This window comes from Rhodococcus sp. P3_B8 (genome assembly GCF_056402775.1).
The window spans coordinates 1-15,985 of sequence record NZ_JBFUGT010000145.1; the positions used below are offsets into that span (position 1 = coordinate 1).

The window sequence follows — 15,985 nt, forward strand, 5'->3', positions numbered from 1 at the left end:
ACGTGGTGCGTCGCAACGCGACCGCGGCGGCGAACGGATTGTCGATCGCCGAAGCCGATGTGCTGCAGATCGATTCGCAACGCGTCCTCGATCTGGCGGCCACCTTGTTCGCCGCCGAGGCGTCGGGTGTCGCCGACTGGGCCGTGGCCACCGCCGCCGACTACGCCAAGGTGCGCCACCAGTTCGGCCGCCCGATCGGCCAGTTCCAGGGGGTGAAGCACCGGGTGGCCCGCATGCTCAGCGTCGCGGAGCAGGCCCGCGTGTGCGCGTGGGACGCGGCCCGTGCGATGAATCCCGGAAGCAGTGCCAGGGCCGCGACGGCTGCGCCGCGCTGCAGTGGGGCGGAGGCGTCACTCGCGGCCGCGGTCGCCGGGGCCACCRCACTCGACGCTGCGTTCTCCGTCACCAAGGACTGCATCCAGGTGCTCGGCGGCATCGGCTACACCTGGGAACACGACGCCCACCTGTACCTGCGCCGAGCGCAATCGCTGCGGATCCTGCTCGGGTCCACCGCATCGTGGCGGCGGCGCGTTGCCCGCGCGACCCTGGGCGGCGCCCGCCGGGTGCTCGGCATCGACCTACCTCCGGACGCCGAGAGCATCCGCGCCGACGTTCTCGCGGAACTTGCGCCCGCCGCCGCGATGGGCGAGGCGGAGCGCAGGACGTACCTGGCCGAGAAGGGCTACACCGCACCGCACCTGCCCGCACCGTGGGGCAGGGGAGCAGGCGCCGTGGAACAACTCGTGATCGCGGAGGAACTGCGCGCGGCCGCGCTGCAGCCCCACGACATGATCATCGGCAACTGGGTGGTGCCCACGCTCATCGCGCACGGCAGCGAAGAACTGTTGCAGCGCTTCGTGCCCCCCTCATTGCGCGGCGACCTCGTCTGGTGCCAGCTGTTCTCCGAACCCGGCGCCGGATCGGACCTCGCCGGCCTGACCACCAGGGCCACCAAGGTGGACGGCGGCTGGATGCTGCAGGGGCAGAAGGTGTGGACGTCGATGGCCCGGGACGCGGACTGGGGCATCTGCCTCGCCCGCACGGACGGCTCGGTGCCCAAACACAAGGGACTGTCGTACTTCCTGATCGACATGTYGGGCAGCAACGGTCTCGACATCCGGCCGCTGCGCGAGATCACCGGCGAGGCCCTGTTCAACGAGGTGTTCTTCGACAACGTGTTCGTCCCGGACGAACTCCTGGTGGGCGAACCGGGCGACGGCTGGAAGCTCGCCCGGACGACCCTCGCCAACGAGCGGGTGTCGCTGTCGCACGACTCCTCCCTGGGCTCCGGCGGCGAGGCTCTGCTGACCCTGGCAGGCGAACTGCCCGGCGGCATCGACGACGAACAGCTGACCGTACTCGGCAAGGTCCTCTGCGACGCACAGTCAGGCGGCCTGATGGGGCTGCGCACCACCCTGCGATCGATCGCGGGCGGCCAACCGGGCGCCGAGTCGTCGGTCGCGAAACTGCTCGGTGTCGAACACATCCAGCAGGTGTGGGAGGTGGCGATGGACTGGGCCGGACCGCGCGCCCTGCTCGGCGACCAGCCCCGCACGTCCGGCACGCAGATGTTCCTGAACTCGCAGTGCATGTCGATCGCGGGCGGCACCACCAACGTCCAGCTCAACATCATCGGCGAACGACTGCTGGGTCTGCCCCGCGACCCCGAACCCGGAAAGGAAGCGTGACCTGGCATGGCGATCGACGTGGAGGCCGCGCTGACCGTGGAACCGTCCATACGCGACGTGTCGTGGACCGAGCGCGACGTGATTCTCTACCACCTCGGCCTCGGTGCCGGCGAGAACGCACAGGACCCCGGGGAACTGCGCTGGGTGTACGAAAAGGACTTGCAGGTGCTGCCGACGTTCGCGCTCGTCGCGGGGCAGGGGATCTCGGCCGGCGACGCACCGGCTGCCGGGCTGAGCCTGCCCGGTATCGACATCGACCTCCGCAAGATCCTGCACGGCGGACAGTCGCTCACCGTGCACGCGCCCATTCCTCCGTCAGGTGGGGCCCGGGTGTCCTCGCGGGTGGCGGACGTGTGGGACAAGGGCAAGGCCGCCGTCATCGTGCTCGAACAGACGGCCACCGACTCGGGAGGGAACCCGTTGTGGACCACGGGGATGCAGATCTGGGCCCGCGATGAGGGCGGGTTCGGTGGCTCCCCGGGACCCGAGTCGGTGGCCACGGTGCCGGCCCGCGAACCCGACAAGGTGCTGGAGTCGCGCACCGGGACGGCGCAGGCCCTGCTCTACCGGCTCAGCGGCGACCTCAACCCGCTGCACGCAGACCCCGAATTCGCGGCCGCGGCCGGGTTCGAAAGGCCGATCCTGCACGGGCTCGCGTCGTACGGTGTGGTGTGCAAGGCCGTCGTCGACGGGATGCTGGACGGCGATCCCACACGACTGCGCCACTACGCGGTGCGGTTCGCGGGCTCGCTGTACCCGGGCGAGACCGTCGAGACCGCGGTCTGGCACGACGGCGACCGGCTGACCCTGCGCGCGACGTGCCCCGACCGTGACGGGCAACTGGTGCTGACCCAGGCGACGATGGAGGTGAGCGGGTGAGCGTCGGTACGCACCCCACGTTCGAGAACAGCCCGTCGGGAACGGTGCTGACGTCACCGCCCGACGGTTCCGCCGTCGACCGGGCGACCGAGGCCGCCCGCCGCGTGGTCGACGCGCTGCTGCGGACCGATCGCGGCAACGCCAACCTCGACCGCGTCGCGGAAGAGCTGAACAGCATCGCCGAGCACCTCGAGGAACACGCGCCCGCCGTCGCCGAGCGGCTGATCGACATGTGGAACGGCGAGGGCGTCACCCGGCACGATCCCGTCACCGGACCCGAGAACGCCCTGGCGCCGCCTGTGGTCCTCGAGGGGCTGTCCGACGGATCGGTCCGGGGCACCGTCACGCTGACCATCCCGTACCAGGGGCCGCCCGGGCACGTCCACGGCGGCGTGTCCGCGCTCCTGCTCGACCACGTCCTCGGCGTCGCCAACGCCTGGGGTGGAAAAGCCGGCATGACAGCGCAGTTGAGCACCCGCTACCACCGCCCGACGCCGCTGTTCGAACCACTCACCCTGACCGGGAAGCTGATGTCGGTCGACGGCCGCAAGATCACCACCGTCGGCGACATCCGGACCGCGGACGGCGAGGTGTGCGTCTCGGTCGAGGGACTGTTCGTCGACAAGACCGTGCCCCGCCCACGATGACCCCGATCAGGAGCAGACAATGACGTCACCCGGCCGTTTCGAGAACAAGGTCGTCTTCGTCACCGGCGCGGCGCGCGGGCAGGGCCGCGCCGAGGCCGTCCGGTTCGCGTCCGAGGGCGCTGACGTCATCGCGATCGACGCCTGCACCGAATTCGCGTCCACCGCCTATCCCGGCGCCACCCGGGACGACCTGGCCGAGACGGTCCGGCTCGTCGAATCCACCGGCCGGCGGATCGTCGCCTCCACCGCGGACGTGCGCGATTTCGACGGACTCTCGCGTGCCCTCGCCGACGGCATCGAGCAGTTGGGCCGCCTCGACGTCGTGATCGCGAACGCGGGCATCTGCTCGGGGGCGTTGTCGTGGGAGATCACCGCCGAGCAGTGGCAGGAGACGGTCGACGTCAACCTCACGGGAACGTTCCACACCGCGAAGGCGGCGGTTCCGTATCTGATCGAACAGGGGGAGGGCGGCGCCGTCGTCTTCACGAGTTCGGTGTCCGGGCTGAAGGGCACCCCGTTCACAGGGCACTACGTCGCCACCAAGCACGGCATCACCGGGCTCGCCAAGACGATGGCGAACGAACTCGGGGAGCACCGCATCCGTGTCAATACGGTGCACCCGGCGGGCGTGGACACCGGCATGAAGGTGCGCGACCTGCACCCGCTCATCGCCCGGTACGCGTCGACGCTCGGCTCCATCTACCAGAATTCGCTGCCCTACCGCATCACCCAGCCGGAGGACGTCGCCGCCGTCGTCGCCTGGGTGTGTTCCGACGAGGCGAAATACATCACCGGGGCGCAGATTCCCGTCGACCTCGGCAACCTCATTCGCTGAGGTTCGCGGTTTGTGTTCGCCGAATGTCACAGTGGTGCAGTTCGCCTGCACCACTGTGGCATTCGGCGCTCATCTGCCGGTGTCAGACGGTGATGTCCCGGCGGACCATCTTGCCGGTCGCGTTGCGGGGCAACAGGTCCGTGGTGATCCGCCAGCGGGTCGGAACCTTGAAATACGACAGGCGATCCGCGGCGTACTCGCGCAGTTCCGCCTCGGTGGTCGCGGCCCCCGGTCGCAACACCACGACGGCCGCCACCTCCTGCCCCAGATCGTCGTGGGGCGTCCCGATCACCGCGCACTCGAGCACGTCGGGGTGTTCGTCGAGGCACTGCTCGATCTCGGTGGGGTACACGTTCTCCCCGCCGCGCAGGATCAGATCCGAGCGACGTCCGGTCAGCCGGAGGCGACCGTTCTCGACGAGTCCGTAGTCGCCGGTCCGGAGCCATCGGCCCGGGGCGATCGCTGCAGCGGTGGCGGCCTCGTCCTCCCAGTAGCCGAGCATCACGAACGGGCTGCGCACGCACACTTCACCCTCGACGCCGTCGGGCAGCCACTCCCCGTACGGGTCGCGGATCTCCATGCTCACCGTGATGATCGGACGGCCCAGAGTGCCCGGGAACTGTTCGAGTTCGGGGGCGGTGGCGACGGCGATCGCGGTACTGCACTCGGTGAGTCCGTAACTGTCCACGAGGGCGTTGCGCGCGAACGRCACCTTCTTGCGCAGCCGTTCCTTGAACGCCACCGACGAGGGTGCGGACGCCAGCGAGAACGACGTGAGCGACGACAGGTCGTACTTGTCGAGGTCGTCGTGCTCGACCAGGCGGGACGCCATCGTGGGCACCGCTCCCCAGTTGGTGACCCGTTCCCGCTCGACGAGTCGGAGCACGGCGTCCACGTCGAATCCACCCTGGTGCATGACGACCGCGCCGCCCGTCGCGAGCCGCGGAACCACCAGATTGTGCAGGCTCGCGATGTGGAACAGGGGAGACGTCAGGAGGTAGCGAAGCGGACTCGGCATCGCCGGATCGACAGGGCGTCCACTGAACTCGCCGACCACGGCATCGCTGAACCGGTGGTAGTCGACGACGGCCAGAATGTTGCGCTGAGAGTGCAACGCTCCCTTGGGTCTGCCGCTCGTGCCGCTGGTGTAGAGGATGGCGGCGGGATCGTCCTCGTCGACGTCGGTGTGCGGCATCGGGGACCCTGCGTACTTCGCGAAGAGCGCGGGCAGATCCACCTCCATCGTGAGGACCGGGAGGTCGGTGCCGACCGCGGCGAGCGTCTCGGCGCGCTTCGCGTCGACGACCACCACGGTGGGGCGACTGTGCGTCAGTCCGTACTCGACTTCCCGCGGAACCCACCAGCCGTTCAACCCGACGCTGATGGCGCCGAGCACCTGCGTGGCCCAGAACGCGACCACCCACTCGGGGGTGTTCGCGGCCAGGATCGCCACCCGGTCACCCTTCCGGACGCCGTGGTCGTCGCGCAGCGCCGTCGCGAGGGCCGCGACCGCGGCGGCGTGCTCGGTGTAGGACATGCGGCGGTCGGCGGTCACGAGGTAGTCGCGGTCGCCCCACCGGAGCGACGTGGTGAGGAGTTCGCCCACCGACCGCCCACGGTTCTTCATCACCGGCATCCGGGTGCCGAGCACCGGCTGCTCGACGAGTTCGAACCGGCCACCAGGTCCGGTGAGACGGGACATCACCTGATCCAGGTGCAACTGTGGATCTGTAGGGGCAGTCATCGGGGCGACCTTTCGTCCTCGGGCACTCGTACCGACACAAGATGGCACGCCGTGACGGGCGCCCGGACGTGGTTACCACTCAGCGAGACTGCCGCGATCCGCGACATCCCGGCGCCGTTACGTTCGACAGCGAATCGCAGCTGGAGGAACTCATATGACGATAGATCTCGACCCGCCCACAGTGAAGGTCGATCCGCTCGCCCCGGCCAAGCTCGGGCCGATCACTCTGCGCAATCGCGTGATCAAGGCAGCGACGTACGAGGGGCTGACCCCGAAGGGTCTGGTCACCGACGAGCTCATCGAATTCCATCGACAACCCGCCGCCGGGGGCGTGGGCATGACGACCGTCGCGTACTGCGCGGTCGCCGCGGACGGACGCACGTCGCCCGGCCAGATCCAATGGACCGACGAGACGATGCCGGGTCTGCGAAAGCTGACCGACGCCATCCACGCCGAGGGTGCCGCAGTGTCGGCGCAGATCGGCCACGCGGGACCGGTCGCGGCCGCGAAGTACATCGGATCCCCGGCGTTGGGCCCGTCCCGCGCGTTCCGGATGACCACCCAGAACTTCTCCAAGCCGGCCTCTACGGCAGACATCGCCCGGATCGTCGAGGCACACGCCCACGCGGCTCGCCGCGCGGTGGAGGCGGGGTTCGACGCCGTGGAGATCCATTTCGGCCACAACTACCTGATCAGCTCGTTTCTCAGCCCGAAGGTCAACAAGCGCACGGACGAGTACGGCGGATCCCTGGCGAACCGCGCCCGGTTCGCGCTCGAGACCGCCCGCGCCGTCCGCGACGCGGTGGGGGACAGGATCGCGATCCTCGCCAAGCTGAACATGGACGACGGTGTGCCCGGGGGCTTCTGGGTGGACGAGGCCATCCAGGTGGCGCGGTGGCTCGAACGGGACGGTTCGCTGGACGCGCTCGAGCTCACCGCGGGCAGTTCGCTGCTGAATCCGATGTACCTGTTCAAGGGCGACGCGCCGCTCCGTGAGTTCGCTGCCGTCATGCCGCAGCCGACGAAACTGGGAATCCGGTTGGTCGGCAAGCACTTCCTGAAGGAATACCCCTACCGCGACGCCTACCTCCTCGAGGACGCCCGCCAGATCAGGGCCGCCGTGACGATGCCGCTCGTCCTGCTCGGCGGCATCACCGGCAAGGCGACCATGGACCTGGCGATGGCGGAAGGCTTCCAGTTCGTGGCCGTCGCACGCGCACTCCTGCGGGAACCCGACCTCGTCAACCGGATCACCGAGGAGACCCACAACCCCGGTCTGTGCATTCACTGCAACAAGTGCATGACGGCGATCTACGGTGGCACCCACTGCGTGCTCCGCGTGCCGTGAGCGTGCATACCGTGTCGACAGGAGAGATGGAGTTGGAACGCACCACGATCGCCGAGATGCTGCTCGACCGGCAGGGTGACGACAGGCTGGGAGTCCGAACCAGGGAACAGGATTGGACCTGGGACGAGGTGGTGCGCGAGAGTGCGGCCCGCGGGTCCGTCGCGTCCTCGTTGCGGCGCGACGGACCGTTCCACATCGGAGTCCTGCTGGAGAACACCCCCGAGTTCCTGTTCTGGCTGGGCGGCGCGGCGCTCGCAGGTGCCACCGTCGTCGGCATCAATCCGACCCGCCGCGGCGCGGAACTCGAGGCCGAGATCCGGTACGTCGACTGCCAGCTGATCGTCACGGACACCGCGGGGAAGGCGCAGCTCGCCGGTCTCGACCTCGGGCTGTCCGACGACCGGTTTCTGCTGGTCGACGATCCGGCCTACACCGAACGCGTCGCGTCCCACACCGTCGAGAGTCCGGCCTGGGATCCCGGGATCGACGCGTCGACGCTGTTCCTTCTGCTGTTCACGTCCGGCACCACCGGCACGTCGAAAGCGGTGCGGTGCAGTCAGGGCCGGCTCGCCCGGCTGGCGTACGCCAACACCGTCAAGTACGGGCACGTGCGCGAGGACGTCGACTACTGCTGCATGCCACTGTTCCACGGCAACGCGCTGATGGCGCTGTGGGCGCCCGCACTCGCCAACGGCGCCACCGTCTGCCTGCCGCGCAAGTTCTCCGCGTCCGGATTCCTGCCCGACGTCCGGTTCTTCGGCGCCACATTCTTCACCTACGTCGGCAAGGCGCTGGCGTACCTGATGGCCACACCCGAGCAACCCGACGACCGGGACAACACACTCGTCCGCGGTTTCGGGACCGAGGCGTCCCCGGAGGACAAGACCGAATTCGTCCGCCGGTTCGGCGCCGAACTGTACGAAGGGTACGGCTCGAGCGAAGGCGCCGGTTCGGTGACGCTCGACCCCGACGCCCCCGAGGGCGCGCTCGGCAGACCCGCGAACGAGAACATCGTCATCGTCGACCCCGACACCCGCGCGGAAAAGGCCCGGGCGCGGCTCGACGAGCACGGTCGCGTACTCAATCCGGACGAGGCGATCGGCGAGATGGTCGACAAGGCCGGCGCGGCGCGATTCGAGGGCTATTACAAGAACGAGGACGCGATCGCGGACCGCATCCGGCACGGCTGGTACTGGACGGGCGACCTCGGGTACGTCGACGAGGCCGGCTTCATCTACTTCGCCGGCCGGAAGGGCGACTGGATCCGCGTGGACGGGGAGAACACCTCGGCGTTGATGGTGGAGCGGATTCTGCGCCGCCACCCGAAAGTGGTCGCCACCGGCGTGTACGCCGTCCCCGACCCGCGGTCGGGCGATCAGGTGATGGCGGCCGTCGAGGTGTCGGATCCGACCGATTTCGATCCGGCGGAGTTCGCCACGTTCCTCGGTAGCCAGGACGACCTGGGCACGAAGGCCGCACCGCGCTTCGTCCGGGTGTCGACGGACCTGCCGGTGACGGGATCGAACAAGGTGCTCAAACGAACGCTGCAGGAACAGCGCTGGCGGTGCGACGATCCGGTCTTCCGGTGGGTGGGACGCGGTGTTCCCGAGTACCACGAGATGACCGACAGTGAGAAGGCCGCGCTGGAGCAGGAGTTCCACACGCACGGCCGGCAACGATTCCTGCACGTGTGACGGTGAGGGTGACATGAAACTGGGTGTGGTGATTCCCGTCGAGCTGGGACGGGCGGGCGAGCCCGAATGGATACTCGAATTCGCGAGGGCCGCCGAATCACTCGGATTCGACGAGATCTCCGCCGTCGAGCATTCGGTCGTCATCGCGGACACGGCGAGCGAATATCCGTACTCGCCCACCGGCAAGTCGCACCTGCCCGACGACTGCAGCCTGCCGGACCCGCTGGAACTGCTGTCGTTCGTCGCCGGCGCCACGACGACCCTGGGACTCGCGACGGGAGTGCTGGTGCTGCCCAACCACCACCCGGTGGTGCTGGCGAAGCGTCTCGCCACCCTGGACCGGCTGTCCGCGGGGCGTCTCCGCATCTGCCTCGGTCTCGGCTGGATGCGCGAGGAGATCGAGGCCTGCGGCGGCGACTTCGACCGGCGCGGCGCGGTCGCCGACGAGGCGATCGCGGTGATGCGGGCGCTGTGGTCGGGTACCGGCGCCGTCGACTTCGCGGGTGAACACTTCTCCTTCCGCGGTGCCCAGAGCTGGCCCAAACCCCACCGGAATTCGGGAGTGCCGCTCTTCATCGGCGGACACAGCCCGGCGGCCGCACGGCGGGCCGGGCGGCTCGGCGACGGGTTCCAGCCGCTCGGCCTGGCCGGCGACGACCTGGACCGGGCGATTTCCCGGATGCGGGCGGCGGCAGCGGACGCCGGCCGCGATCCCGCCGACGTCGACCTCGTGCTGGGTGCCACGCTGCCGCGGCTCGACGAGGCYACACTCGACCGGTCCCGGGACCTGGGCGCGAATCGGCTCGTGCTGTCGGCGTCCCGGCACGCGCAGTCCCTCGGCCAGGTCATCGACGAGATGGCCGCCTGCTCGGCGCGGTTGGGGCTCAGTCCGGCACGGTGACCGGCAGGTCCTCGCTGAAGTCGACGATCAGTTCGCGCCGGGAGAACTGCCAGCCGGTGTCGCCGAGCACGTACCGGTCGTGGTAGCGCAACGCGATCCGGTTGTCGCGGAATCCGTTTCGTCCGGCATAGACGTGGTGTGCCGTGCAGTACGTCTCGCCCGACGCCGTCGACCCGTCCACGTCGATCACCTGCTGGTGCACGACGTGCCGGGTGGACTGCAGATGCGAGACCGCGTCCACGACGGCGGACGCGAGCACGCCGCTGCCGCGGAGTTCCGTTGCCGCGCCGGTGCCCGTCAACGCGGGCGGGAGGACGAACGTCGCGTCGGGGTCGAACAACGCCGCGAGCGTCGCCGCCTCGCGCCGGTCGACGGCCCGCGCATAGCGGGCGGTGAGTTCGGTGAGAGCGAATCCGGTGGCCATTCCACCATTCCAGCGGACGTGCGGCATCGGCGACAGCCGCCTCCCGCTGACCGAGACATCGGCACCGAGGCGTGGGAGTGCTGGTTAGCGTCCAGAACACCCGTGGCGACAGCCACGCACAGGTTTGAGGAGAACGCCGATGGATGTGAGGGAATCGCCCGGGCAGCGGGAACTCCGGCGGGAGTTGCGCGCCTATTTCGCGGCGCTGCTGCCGGAGGAGACGCGGCGGACCGCAGGTGAGGAGGGTGTGGGCGGAGAGCATTTCCGCGACATCGTGCGGCTGCTGGGCAAGGACGGCTGGCTGGGTGTCGGCTGGCCGGTGGAGTACGGCGGGCAGGGACGGTCGATCGAAGACCAGTTCGTGTTCTTCGACGAGGTGCAACGGGCCGGGTTGCCGTTCCCGTTCGTCACCGTCAACACGGTCGGCCCCACCCTGATGAAGTACGGCACCGAGGAGCAGAAGGCGCGGTTCCTTCCCGGCATCCTGGCCGGCGACATCGTCTTCGCCATCGGGTACACCGAACCGGAGGCCGGCACCGACCTCGCCTCGCTGCAGACCCGGGCCGTGCGCGACGGGGACACGTGGGTGGTCGACGGCAACAAGATCTTCACCAGTGGCGCCAACACGGCCGACTACGTGTGGCTGGCGTGCCGCACCGATGCGGATGCCCCCAAGCACAAGGGCATCTCGATCCTCATCGTTCCCACCGACGATCCAGGCTTCAGCTGGTCACCGATCCACACCGTGGGCGGGCTGACGGTCACGTCGACCTACTACAGCGGGATCCGGGTCGGCGATCAGGACGTCGTGGGCGACGTCGACGGCGGGTGGCAGCTGATCACCGCGCAGCTCAATCACGAACGCATCGGGCTCGCCGCGCTCGGCGGCCGCACGCTCGGCCTGTGGCACCAGGTCCTCGACTGGGCCGGGCAGAACGGGGCACTCGACACTCCGTGGGTGCAGATGGACTTCGCGCGCACGCACGCGAAGCTCGAGGCGATGCGTCTACTGAACTGGAAGATGACCGCCGCGGTCGCGCGGGATGCGTTGTCGGGGGCCGACGCCGGCGCCACCAAGACGTACGGCACCGAAACCCACGTCGACGTCTATCGCACGCTGCTCGGGATCCTCGGTGCCGCCGGACGGCTGCGTCCGGGTTCGCCGGGCGCGATCCTCGCCGGCCAGATCGAACAGATCTCACGTCAAAGCGTGGTGAACACGTTCGGCGGCGGCGTCAACGAGGTGCTCCGCGACATGGTCGGCACCCTCGGCCTCGGACTCGCCCGCGAGAAGAGGGTGAAATGAGCGAACTCCTCACCCGGCTCCGCGCCTTCGAGGGACGGACGATCGTCCCGGCCACCTGGGGTCCCGACCCGGTGAACACGCCCATGATCCGGCACTGGGCCGAGGCGATGGGCGACACGAGCCCGGTCTACCTCGACGACGACGCCGCGCGCGCCACCGGCCGCGGCGGCGCCGTCGCACCCGCCCAGATGCTGCAGGTGTGGACGATGCGCACATTCGCCGACAAGATGTCCGGCGCCGACCCGTCACCGGTCTGGACGGAACTGATCGCCACACTCGACGAGGCGGGATTCACATCCGTCGTCGCCACCGATTCCGACCAGGAATTCGTCGCCGAACTGCGCCCCGGCGACCGGGTGAGCACGACCGAGGTGGTCGAGTCCGTCTCCGCGGAGAAGCAGACCGGTATCGGCGCCGGACATTTCCTCACCACCCTCAAGACGTACCGCAACGGCGACGGCGAGATCGTCGGAACCCAGCGGTGGCGGACACTCCGATTCCGGCCTGCCGAACGTCCGGCCCCGCGCCCGCTTCGCCCGCGGCCCGCTCTCAACGACGACAACGCCTTCTGGTTCGCGGCCGCACGCGAGCACCGCCTCGTCATTCAGCGGTGCACGAGCTGCGGTGTGCTGCGGCACCCGACCGGGCCGATGTGCGGGGAGTGCCGCTCCACCGAGTGGGACACCGTCGACGCGTCGGGGCGGGGCACCGTCTACACGTTCGTCGTCAATCACCACCCGAAGATCGATGCCTTCGACTACCCACTGATCGTCGCGGTGATCGAACTCGAGGAAGGCACCCGCCTGATCGCCAACATGACAGGCGTCGAACCCGGTCACGTGCACATCGGAATGCCCGTGGAACTGGACTGGATCGACGCCGACCCGGAACTCACACTTCYCGCGTTCCGGCCCGCTGCATCGGAGGACCACTGATGGATTTCACATTCGGCGAGGAGCAGGAAGCGGTGCGCGGACTGGCCGCGGACGTGTTCGCTGCCACGTCGCGACCCGAGCGGATCAAGGACGTCGAATCGAGCGCCGACCGGATCGACCGGGAACTGTGGCGCGAACTGGCCACCACCGGGCTGCTCGGCATCGCCCTGCCCGAGAACCTCGGCGGCGGCGGCATGGGACTCGCCGAACTGTACGTCCTGCTCGAGGAGCAGGGCCGGACCGTGGCGCCGGTTCCGTTGTGGCCACACGCGCTGGGCGCGCTCGCGATCGCCGAGTTCGGGACGCCGGACCAATGCGCCGCGCTGGTCCCCGCGGCGGCCGACGGCGGCCTGATCCTCACGGTCGGGCTCGAGGAGTTCGGACCGTACGTCGCGGGCGAACCGGCGACGACGGCACGCGAGGTGGACGGCCGGTGGCAGGTGCACGGCGCCAAGGCCGCGGTGCCCGTGGCGCACCTGGCCGAACGCCTCCTCGTCTCCGCGGCCACCGACAGCGGTCCGGCGCTGTTCCTGGTGCGCCCGGGGGCCGCGGGCGTGACGGCGCAGCAGGCGGAGTCGACCACCCACGAGATCTGCGCGAACGTCACGTTCGACGCGGCGCCCGCGGAACCGGTCGGCCCGGCGGACGGTAGCGCGGTGCGGTGGCTGATCGAACGGGCGGAACTGGCGGTCGCCGCCCTGCAACTGGGCGTCGGGGAGGGCGCGGTACGTCAGGCCGTCACCTACCTCAACGGACGCACCCAGTTCGGCCGCCCGCTCGCGACGTTTCAGGCCGTCACCCATCAGCTCGCGGACTGCTACATCGACCTCGAGGCCATGCGGGTGACGCTGTGGCAGGCCGTGTGGCTCCTCGCGAGCGGGGAAGATCCGGGAACCGCTGTGCTGGTCGCGAAATGGTGGGCGACCGACGGCGGGCAGCGGGTCGTCCACCGCACCCAGCACGTGCACGGCGGAATCGGCGTCGACACCGACTACCCGGTGCACCGGCACCTGCTGTGGGGCAAACAGCTCGCCGCCACCCTCGGCGGAGCCGGCTCTGACCTGGCACGTCTGGGCGCGCAGCTGGCGGCCGGGGTCGAGGTGGTCGCATGACCGCGACCGTCGGCGCCACGACCTACGACGCCGTCACGATCGGCGACCGGCTACCGGAGCTGGTGATTCCGCTGACCCGCACCCTGATCGTCGCCACCGCCCTCGCCACCCGCGACTTCCAGGACGTTCACCACGACCCGGCGCTGGCGGTGGAGAGGGGGTCGAAGGACGTGTTCATGAACATCCTCACCACCAACGGGCTGGTGGGGCGGTTCGTCACCGACTGGGCCGGACCGCACGCGTCGCTGCGCCGGATCGCGGTGCGGCTCGGTGCCCCCAACTACCCCGGCGACGCGATGACCCTGACCGGTGAGGTGGTCGCGAAGGACGACGGCCTCGTGACCGTGAAGATCCGCGGCGCGAACAGCCTCGGTGATCACGCCACCGGCACCGTCGTCGTCGCCTGGCCTGCACGAGGAGACCTGTGACCAGCCCCCTGTCGGGCGCCGCCGCCATCGTCGGCATCGGCGCCACCGAATTCTCCAAGCACTCGGGACGAAGCGAACTGCAACTGGCGTGCGAGGCGATCGTCGCCGCACTCGCCGACGCGGGTATCGACCCGTCCGAGGTCGACGGACTGTCCACGTACACCGCGGAGACGAACGGGGAGGTGCTCGTCGCCCGCAACACGGGCATCGGTGAGCTGAAGTTCTTCTCCCGCATCGGTTACGGCGGCGGCGCCGCGTGCGCCACCGTTCAGCAGGCGGCGATGGCCGTCGCCACCGGCATCGCGGACGTCGTCGTCTGCTATCGGGCGTTCAACGAACGGTCCGGTGTGCGTTACGGACTCGGGCAGCACGACCGCCCGATGGACAGCACCGCGGACCGGGCCGCGTACGCCTGGCTGACCCCGCAGGGACTGTCGACGCCCGCCCAGTGGGTGGCGATGTTCGCCCGCCGGTACATGCATCGGTACGGCGCCACGAGTGAGGACTTCGGCCGGGTCGCGGTCGTCGCACGCAAGCACGCCGCCGACAACCCCGCCGCCTGGTTCCGCGGGCGGCCCATCACCCTCGACGACCACCAGAATTCGCGGTGGATCGCCGAACCGCTGCACCTACTGGACTGCTGCCAGGAAACCGACGGCGGTCAGGCCCTCGTCGTCGTCTCTGCCGAACGCGCGAAGGACCTCCGCACCATCCCGGCGATCGTCAAGGCCGCCGCGCAGGGCTCGGGCAAGGACCAGCACATGATGGCCAGTTACTACCGGCCCGACATCACCGGAATACCCGAAATGGGCCTCGTGGGCAGGCAACTCTACCGGCAGAGCGGTCTCACGCCCGACGACGTCTCGGCGGCGATCCTCTACGACCACTTCACTCCGCTCGTCCTCCCGCAACTCGAGGAACTCGGGTTCTGCGACCCGGGCGAGGCGAAGGACTTCATCCGGGACGGCAACCTCGAGGTCGGCGGCCGACTCCCGGCGAACACCCACGGCGGCCAGATCGGCGAGGCCTATCTGCACGGCGTCAACGGGATCGCCGAGGCGGTTCGCCTGATCCGCGGAACGTCGACCACCCAACCGGACGGCATCGGCAACGTGCTGGTGACCGCGGGCACCGCCGTGCCCACCAGCGGCCTGATCCTGGGCAGAGAGGACTGATCATGACGACAACCGAGCGCACGACGGCAGGAGCGTGGCGAGGGACCGACCTCGGCACCCGCACCGTGAGGTACGACGAGCGCGACGCCATCCTGTACGCACTGTCGGTGGGTGCGCGGGCCACCGAACTGGACCTCGTCTTCGAGGAGYGTCTGCGGGTGCTGCCGACGTTCGCTCTCACCCTGRCACAGTGGGCGCCGGACGAACTGGGGTCGCGGGGCGCCTTCGACACGAAGACGGCGCTGCACGGATCGCAGGAACTGGCGGTGCTCGCGCCGCTTCCGCGTCGCGGTGAGATCGCGTTGTCGGCGTCGGTCGGCGAGGTGTGGGACAAGGGTTCGGCGGCCGTGTTCGAGGTGCGCGTCGAGTCCGAGTTCTTCGTCGCCACCTGGTCGTTGTTCGCGCCCGGTGCCGGCGGTTTCGGTGGCGATCGCGGTCCCGCGAAACCGGCTCGGCCCGAGGGGGAACCGGTCTCGACGACTGTGCTGCAGACCGCGGCGAACCAGGCGGCGCTGTACCGGCTGACCGGCGACCGGCACCACATCCACATCGACCCGGYGGCGGCCGAGCGGATCGGGCAGCCCCGGCCGATCATGCACGGGCTGTGCACCCTCGCCGCGAGCACGCTGGAACTCGCGCGGGCGCTGGACGTCCACCCGGCCGACCTCGTCCGGCTGGAGGGACGGTTCGCCGCACCGGTCTACCCGGGCGACGCGCCGTCGTTGCGGGCGTGGGGTGATGCGGGTGATGCGTCGTTCGAACTCGTCCGGGACGACCGGCCGCTCATCGCCGGCGCTCGCGCCGCATTCGGCTGACCGCACGTTCGTCCCTTCGTCGCCGAATGTCACATCGGCGCAGTTCAACTGAAC

Annotated in this window: 15 protein-coding genes; 13 read left to right on the forward strand and 2 right to left on the reverse strand. The window is 69.5% G+C overall.

Features of this window, described 5'->3' with window-relative positions:
- The 4 genes from AC1D1G_RS29185 to AC1D1G_RS29200 form a co-directional block, all read left to right on the forward strand.
- The coding region (locus AC1D1G_RS29185) for an acyl-CoA dehydrogenase family protein (protein WP_477954785.1) at positions 1 to 1,688 on the forward strand (1,688 nt) is incomplete at its 5' end.
- A gap of 6 nt (positions 1,689 to 1,694) precedes the next feature.
- Entirely contained in the window at positions 1,695 to 2,567 is an 873-nt protein-coding gene (locus AC1D1G_RS29190) for a MaoC/PaaZ C-terminal domain-containing protein (protein ID WP_477954786.1), read from the forward strand.
- Entirely contained in the window at positions 2,564 to 3,214 is a 651-nt protein-coding gene (locus tag AC1D1G_RS29195) for a PaaI family thioesterase (protein ID WP_007300176.1), read from the forward strand. Before AC1D1G_RS29190 ends, AC1D1G_RS29195 begins: the two co-directional genes overlap by 4 nt.
- A 19-nt stretch (positions 3,215 to 3,233) precedes the next feature.
- Positions 3,234 to 4,049 (forward strand): mycofactocin-coupled SDR family oxidoreductase, encoded by an 816-nt coding sequence (locus AC1D1G_RS29200; protein WP_005570128.1) that lies wholly within the window; start codon positions 3,234 to 3,236, stop codon positions 4,047 to 4,049.
- 82 nt (positions 4,050 to 4,131) lie between these two features.
- Here the strand turns inward: AC1D1G_RS29200 and casG are convergent, their stop codons facing one another.
- A complete protein-coding gene (casG, locus tag AC1D1G_RS29205) occupies positions 4,132 to 5,793 on the reverse strand; it encodes a steroid-24-oyl-CoA synthetase (RefSeq protein ID WP_477954787.1) in 1,662 nt (553 codons plus the stop codon).
- A gap of 154 nt (positions 5,794 to 5,947) precedes the next feature.
- Here casG and AC1D1G_RS29210 point away from each other — a divergent pair, with 154 nt between their 5' ends.
- From AC1D1G_RS29210 to AC1D1G_RS29220, 3 genes are read left to right on the forward strand one after another with little or no spacing between them, the layout of a single operon-like run.
- On the forward strand, positions 5,948 to 7,141 hold the full coding sequence (locus AC1D1G_RS29210) for an NADH:flavin oxidoreductase (protein ID WP_477954788.1): 1,194 nt from the start codon (positions 5,948 to 5,950) through the stop codon (positions 7,139 to 7,141).
- A 26-nt stretch (positions 7,142 to 7,167) separates the two neighbouring features.
- Positions 7,168 to 8,835: a steroid-22-oyl-CoA synthetase gene (casI, locus tag AC1D1G_RS29215; RefSeq protein ID WP_477954790.1), complete on the forward strand. Its 1,668-nt coding sequence runs from the start codon at positions 7,168 to 7,170 to the stop codon at positions 8,833 to 8,835.
- Between the two features lie 13 nt (positions 8,836 to 8,848).
- Positions 8,849 to 9,736 carry an LLM class F420-dependent oxidoreductase gene (locus tag AC1D1G_RS29220; protein WP_477954791.1) on the forward strand — a complete coding sequence of 296 codons (888 nt, stop codon included), beginning with the start codon at positions 8,849 to 8,851 and terminating at the stop codon, positions 9,734 to 9,736.
- On the opposite strand, the gene AC1D1G_RS29225 is transcribed toward AC1D1G_RS29220, so the two are convergent.
- Positions 9,720 to 10,160 (reverse strand): nuclear transport factor 2 family protein, encoded by a 441-nt coding sequence (locus tag AC1D1G_RS29225; RefSeq protein ID WP_283331375.1) that lies wholly within the window; start codon positions 10,158 to 10,160, stop codon positions 9,720 to 9,722. The two genes, AC1D1G_RS29220 and AC1D1G_RS29225, sit on opposite strands and share 17 nt — an antisense overlap.
- Before the next feature lie 139 nt (positions 10,161 to 10,299).
- Here AC1D1G_RS29225 and AC1D1G_RS29230 point away from each other — a divergent pair, with 139 nt between their 5' ends.
- Genes AC1D1G_RS29230 through AC1D1G_RS29255 form a run of 6 tightly spaced genes read left to right on the forward strand, consistent with a single transcriptional unit; the run spans position 10,300 to position 15,931 of the window.
- The gene (locus tag AC1D1G_RS29230) at positions 10,300 to 11,466 is read left to right on the forward strand and encodes an acyl-CoA dehydrogenase family protein (protein WP_477954792.1); all 1,167 of its coding nucleotides are present in this window, start codon (positions 10,300 to 10,302) and stop codon (positions 11,464 to 11,466) included.
- Positions 11,463 to 12,401 (forward strand): bifunctional MaoC family dehydratase N-terminal/OB-fold nucleic acid binding domain-containing protein, encoded by a 939-nt coding sequence (locus tag AC1D1G_RS29235; RefSeq protein ID WP_477954794.1) that lies wholly within the window; start codon positions 11,463 to 11,465, stop codon positions 12,399 to 12,401. Before AC1D1G_RS29230 ends, AC1D1G_RS29235 begins: the two co-directional genes overlap by 4 nt.
- Positions 12,401 to 13,513: an acyl-CoA dehydrogenase family protein gene (locus tag AC1D1G_RS29240; protein WP_283352459.1), complete on the forward strand. Its 1,113-nt coding sequence runs from the start codon at positions 12,401 to 12,403 to the stop codon at positions 13,511 to 13,513. Before AC1D1G_RS29235 ends, AC1D1G_RS29240 begins: the two co-directional genes overlap by 1 nt.
- The gene (locus AC1D1G_RS29245; RefSeq protein WP_283352458.1) at positions 13,510 to 13,941 is read left to right on the forward strand and encodes a MaoC family dehydratase; all 432 of its coding nucleotides are present in this window, start codon (positions 13,510 to 13,512) and stop codon (positions 13,939 to 13,941) included. Before AC1D1G_RS29240 ends, AC1D1G_RS29245 begins: the two co-directional genes overlap by 4 nt.
- Entirely contained in the window at positions 13,938 to 15,116 is a 1,179-nt protein-coding gene (locus AC1D1G_RS29250) for a lipid-transfer protein (RefSeq protein WP_283352457.1), read from the forward strand. The genes AC1D1G_RS29245 and AC1D1G_RS29250 overlap by 4 nt, the downstream gene beginning before the upstream one ends.
- Positions 15,117 to 15,118: 2 nt before the next feature.
- Positions 15,119 to 15,931, forward strand: coding sequence for a MaoC/PaaZ C-terminal domain-containing protein (locus tag AC1D1G_RS29255; RefSeq protein WP_477954796.1), 813 nt, complete (start codon positions 15,119 to 15,121; stop codon positions 15,929 to 15,931).
- Positions 15,932 to 15,985 lie beyond the last annotated feature (54 nt).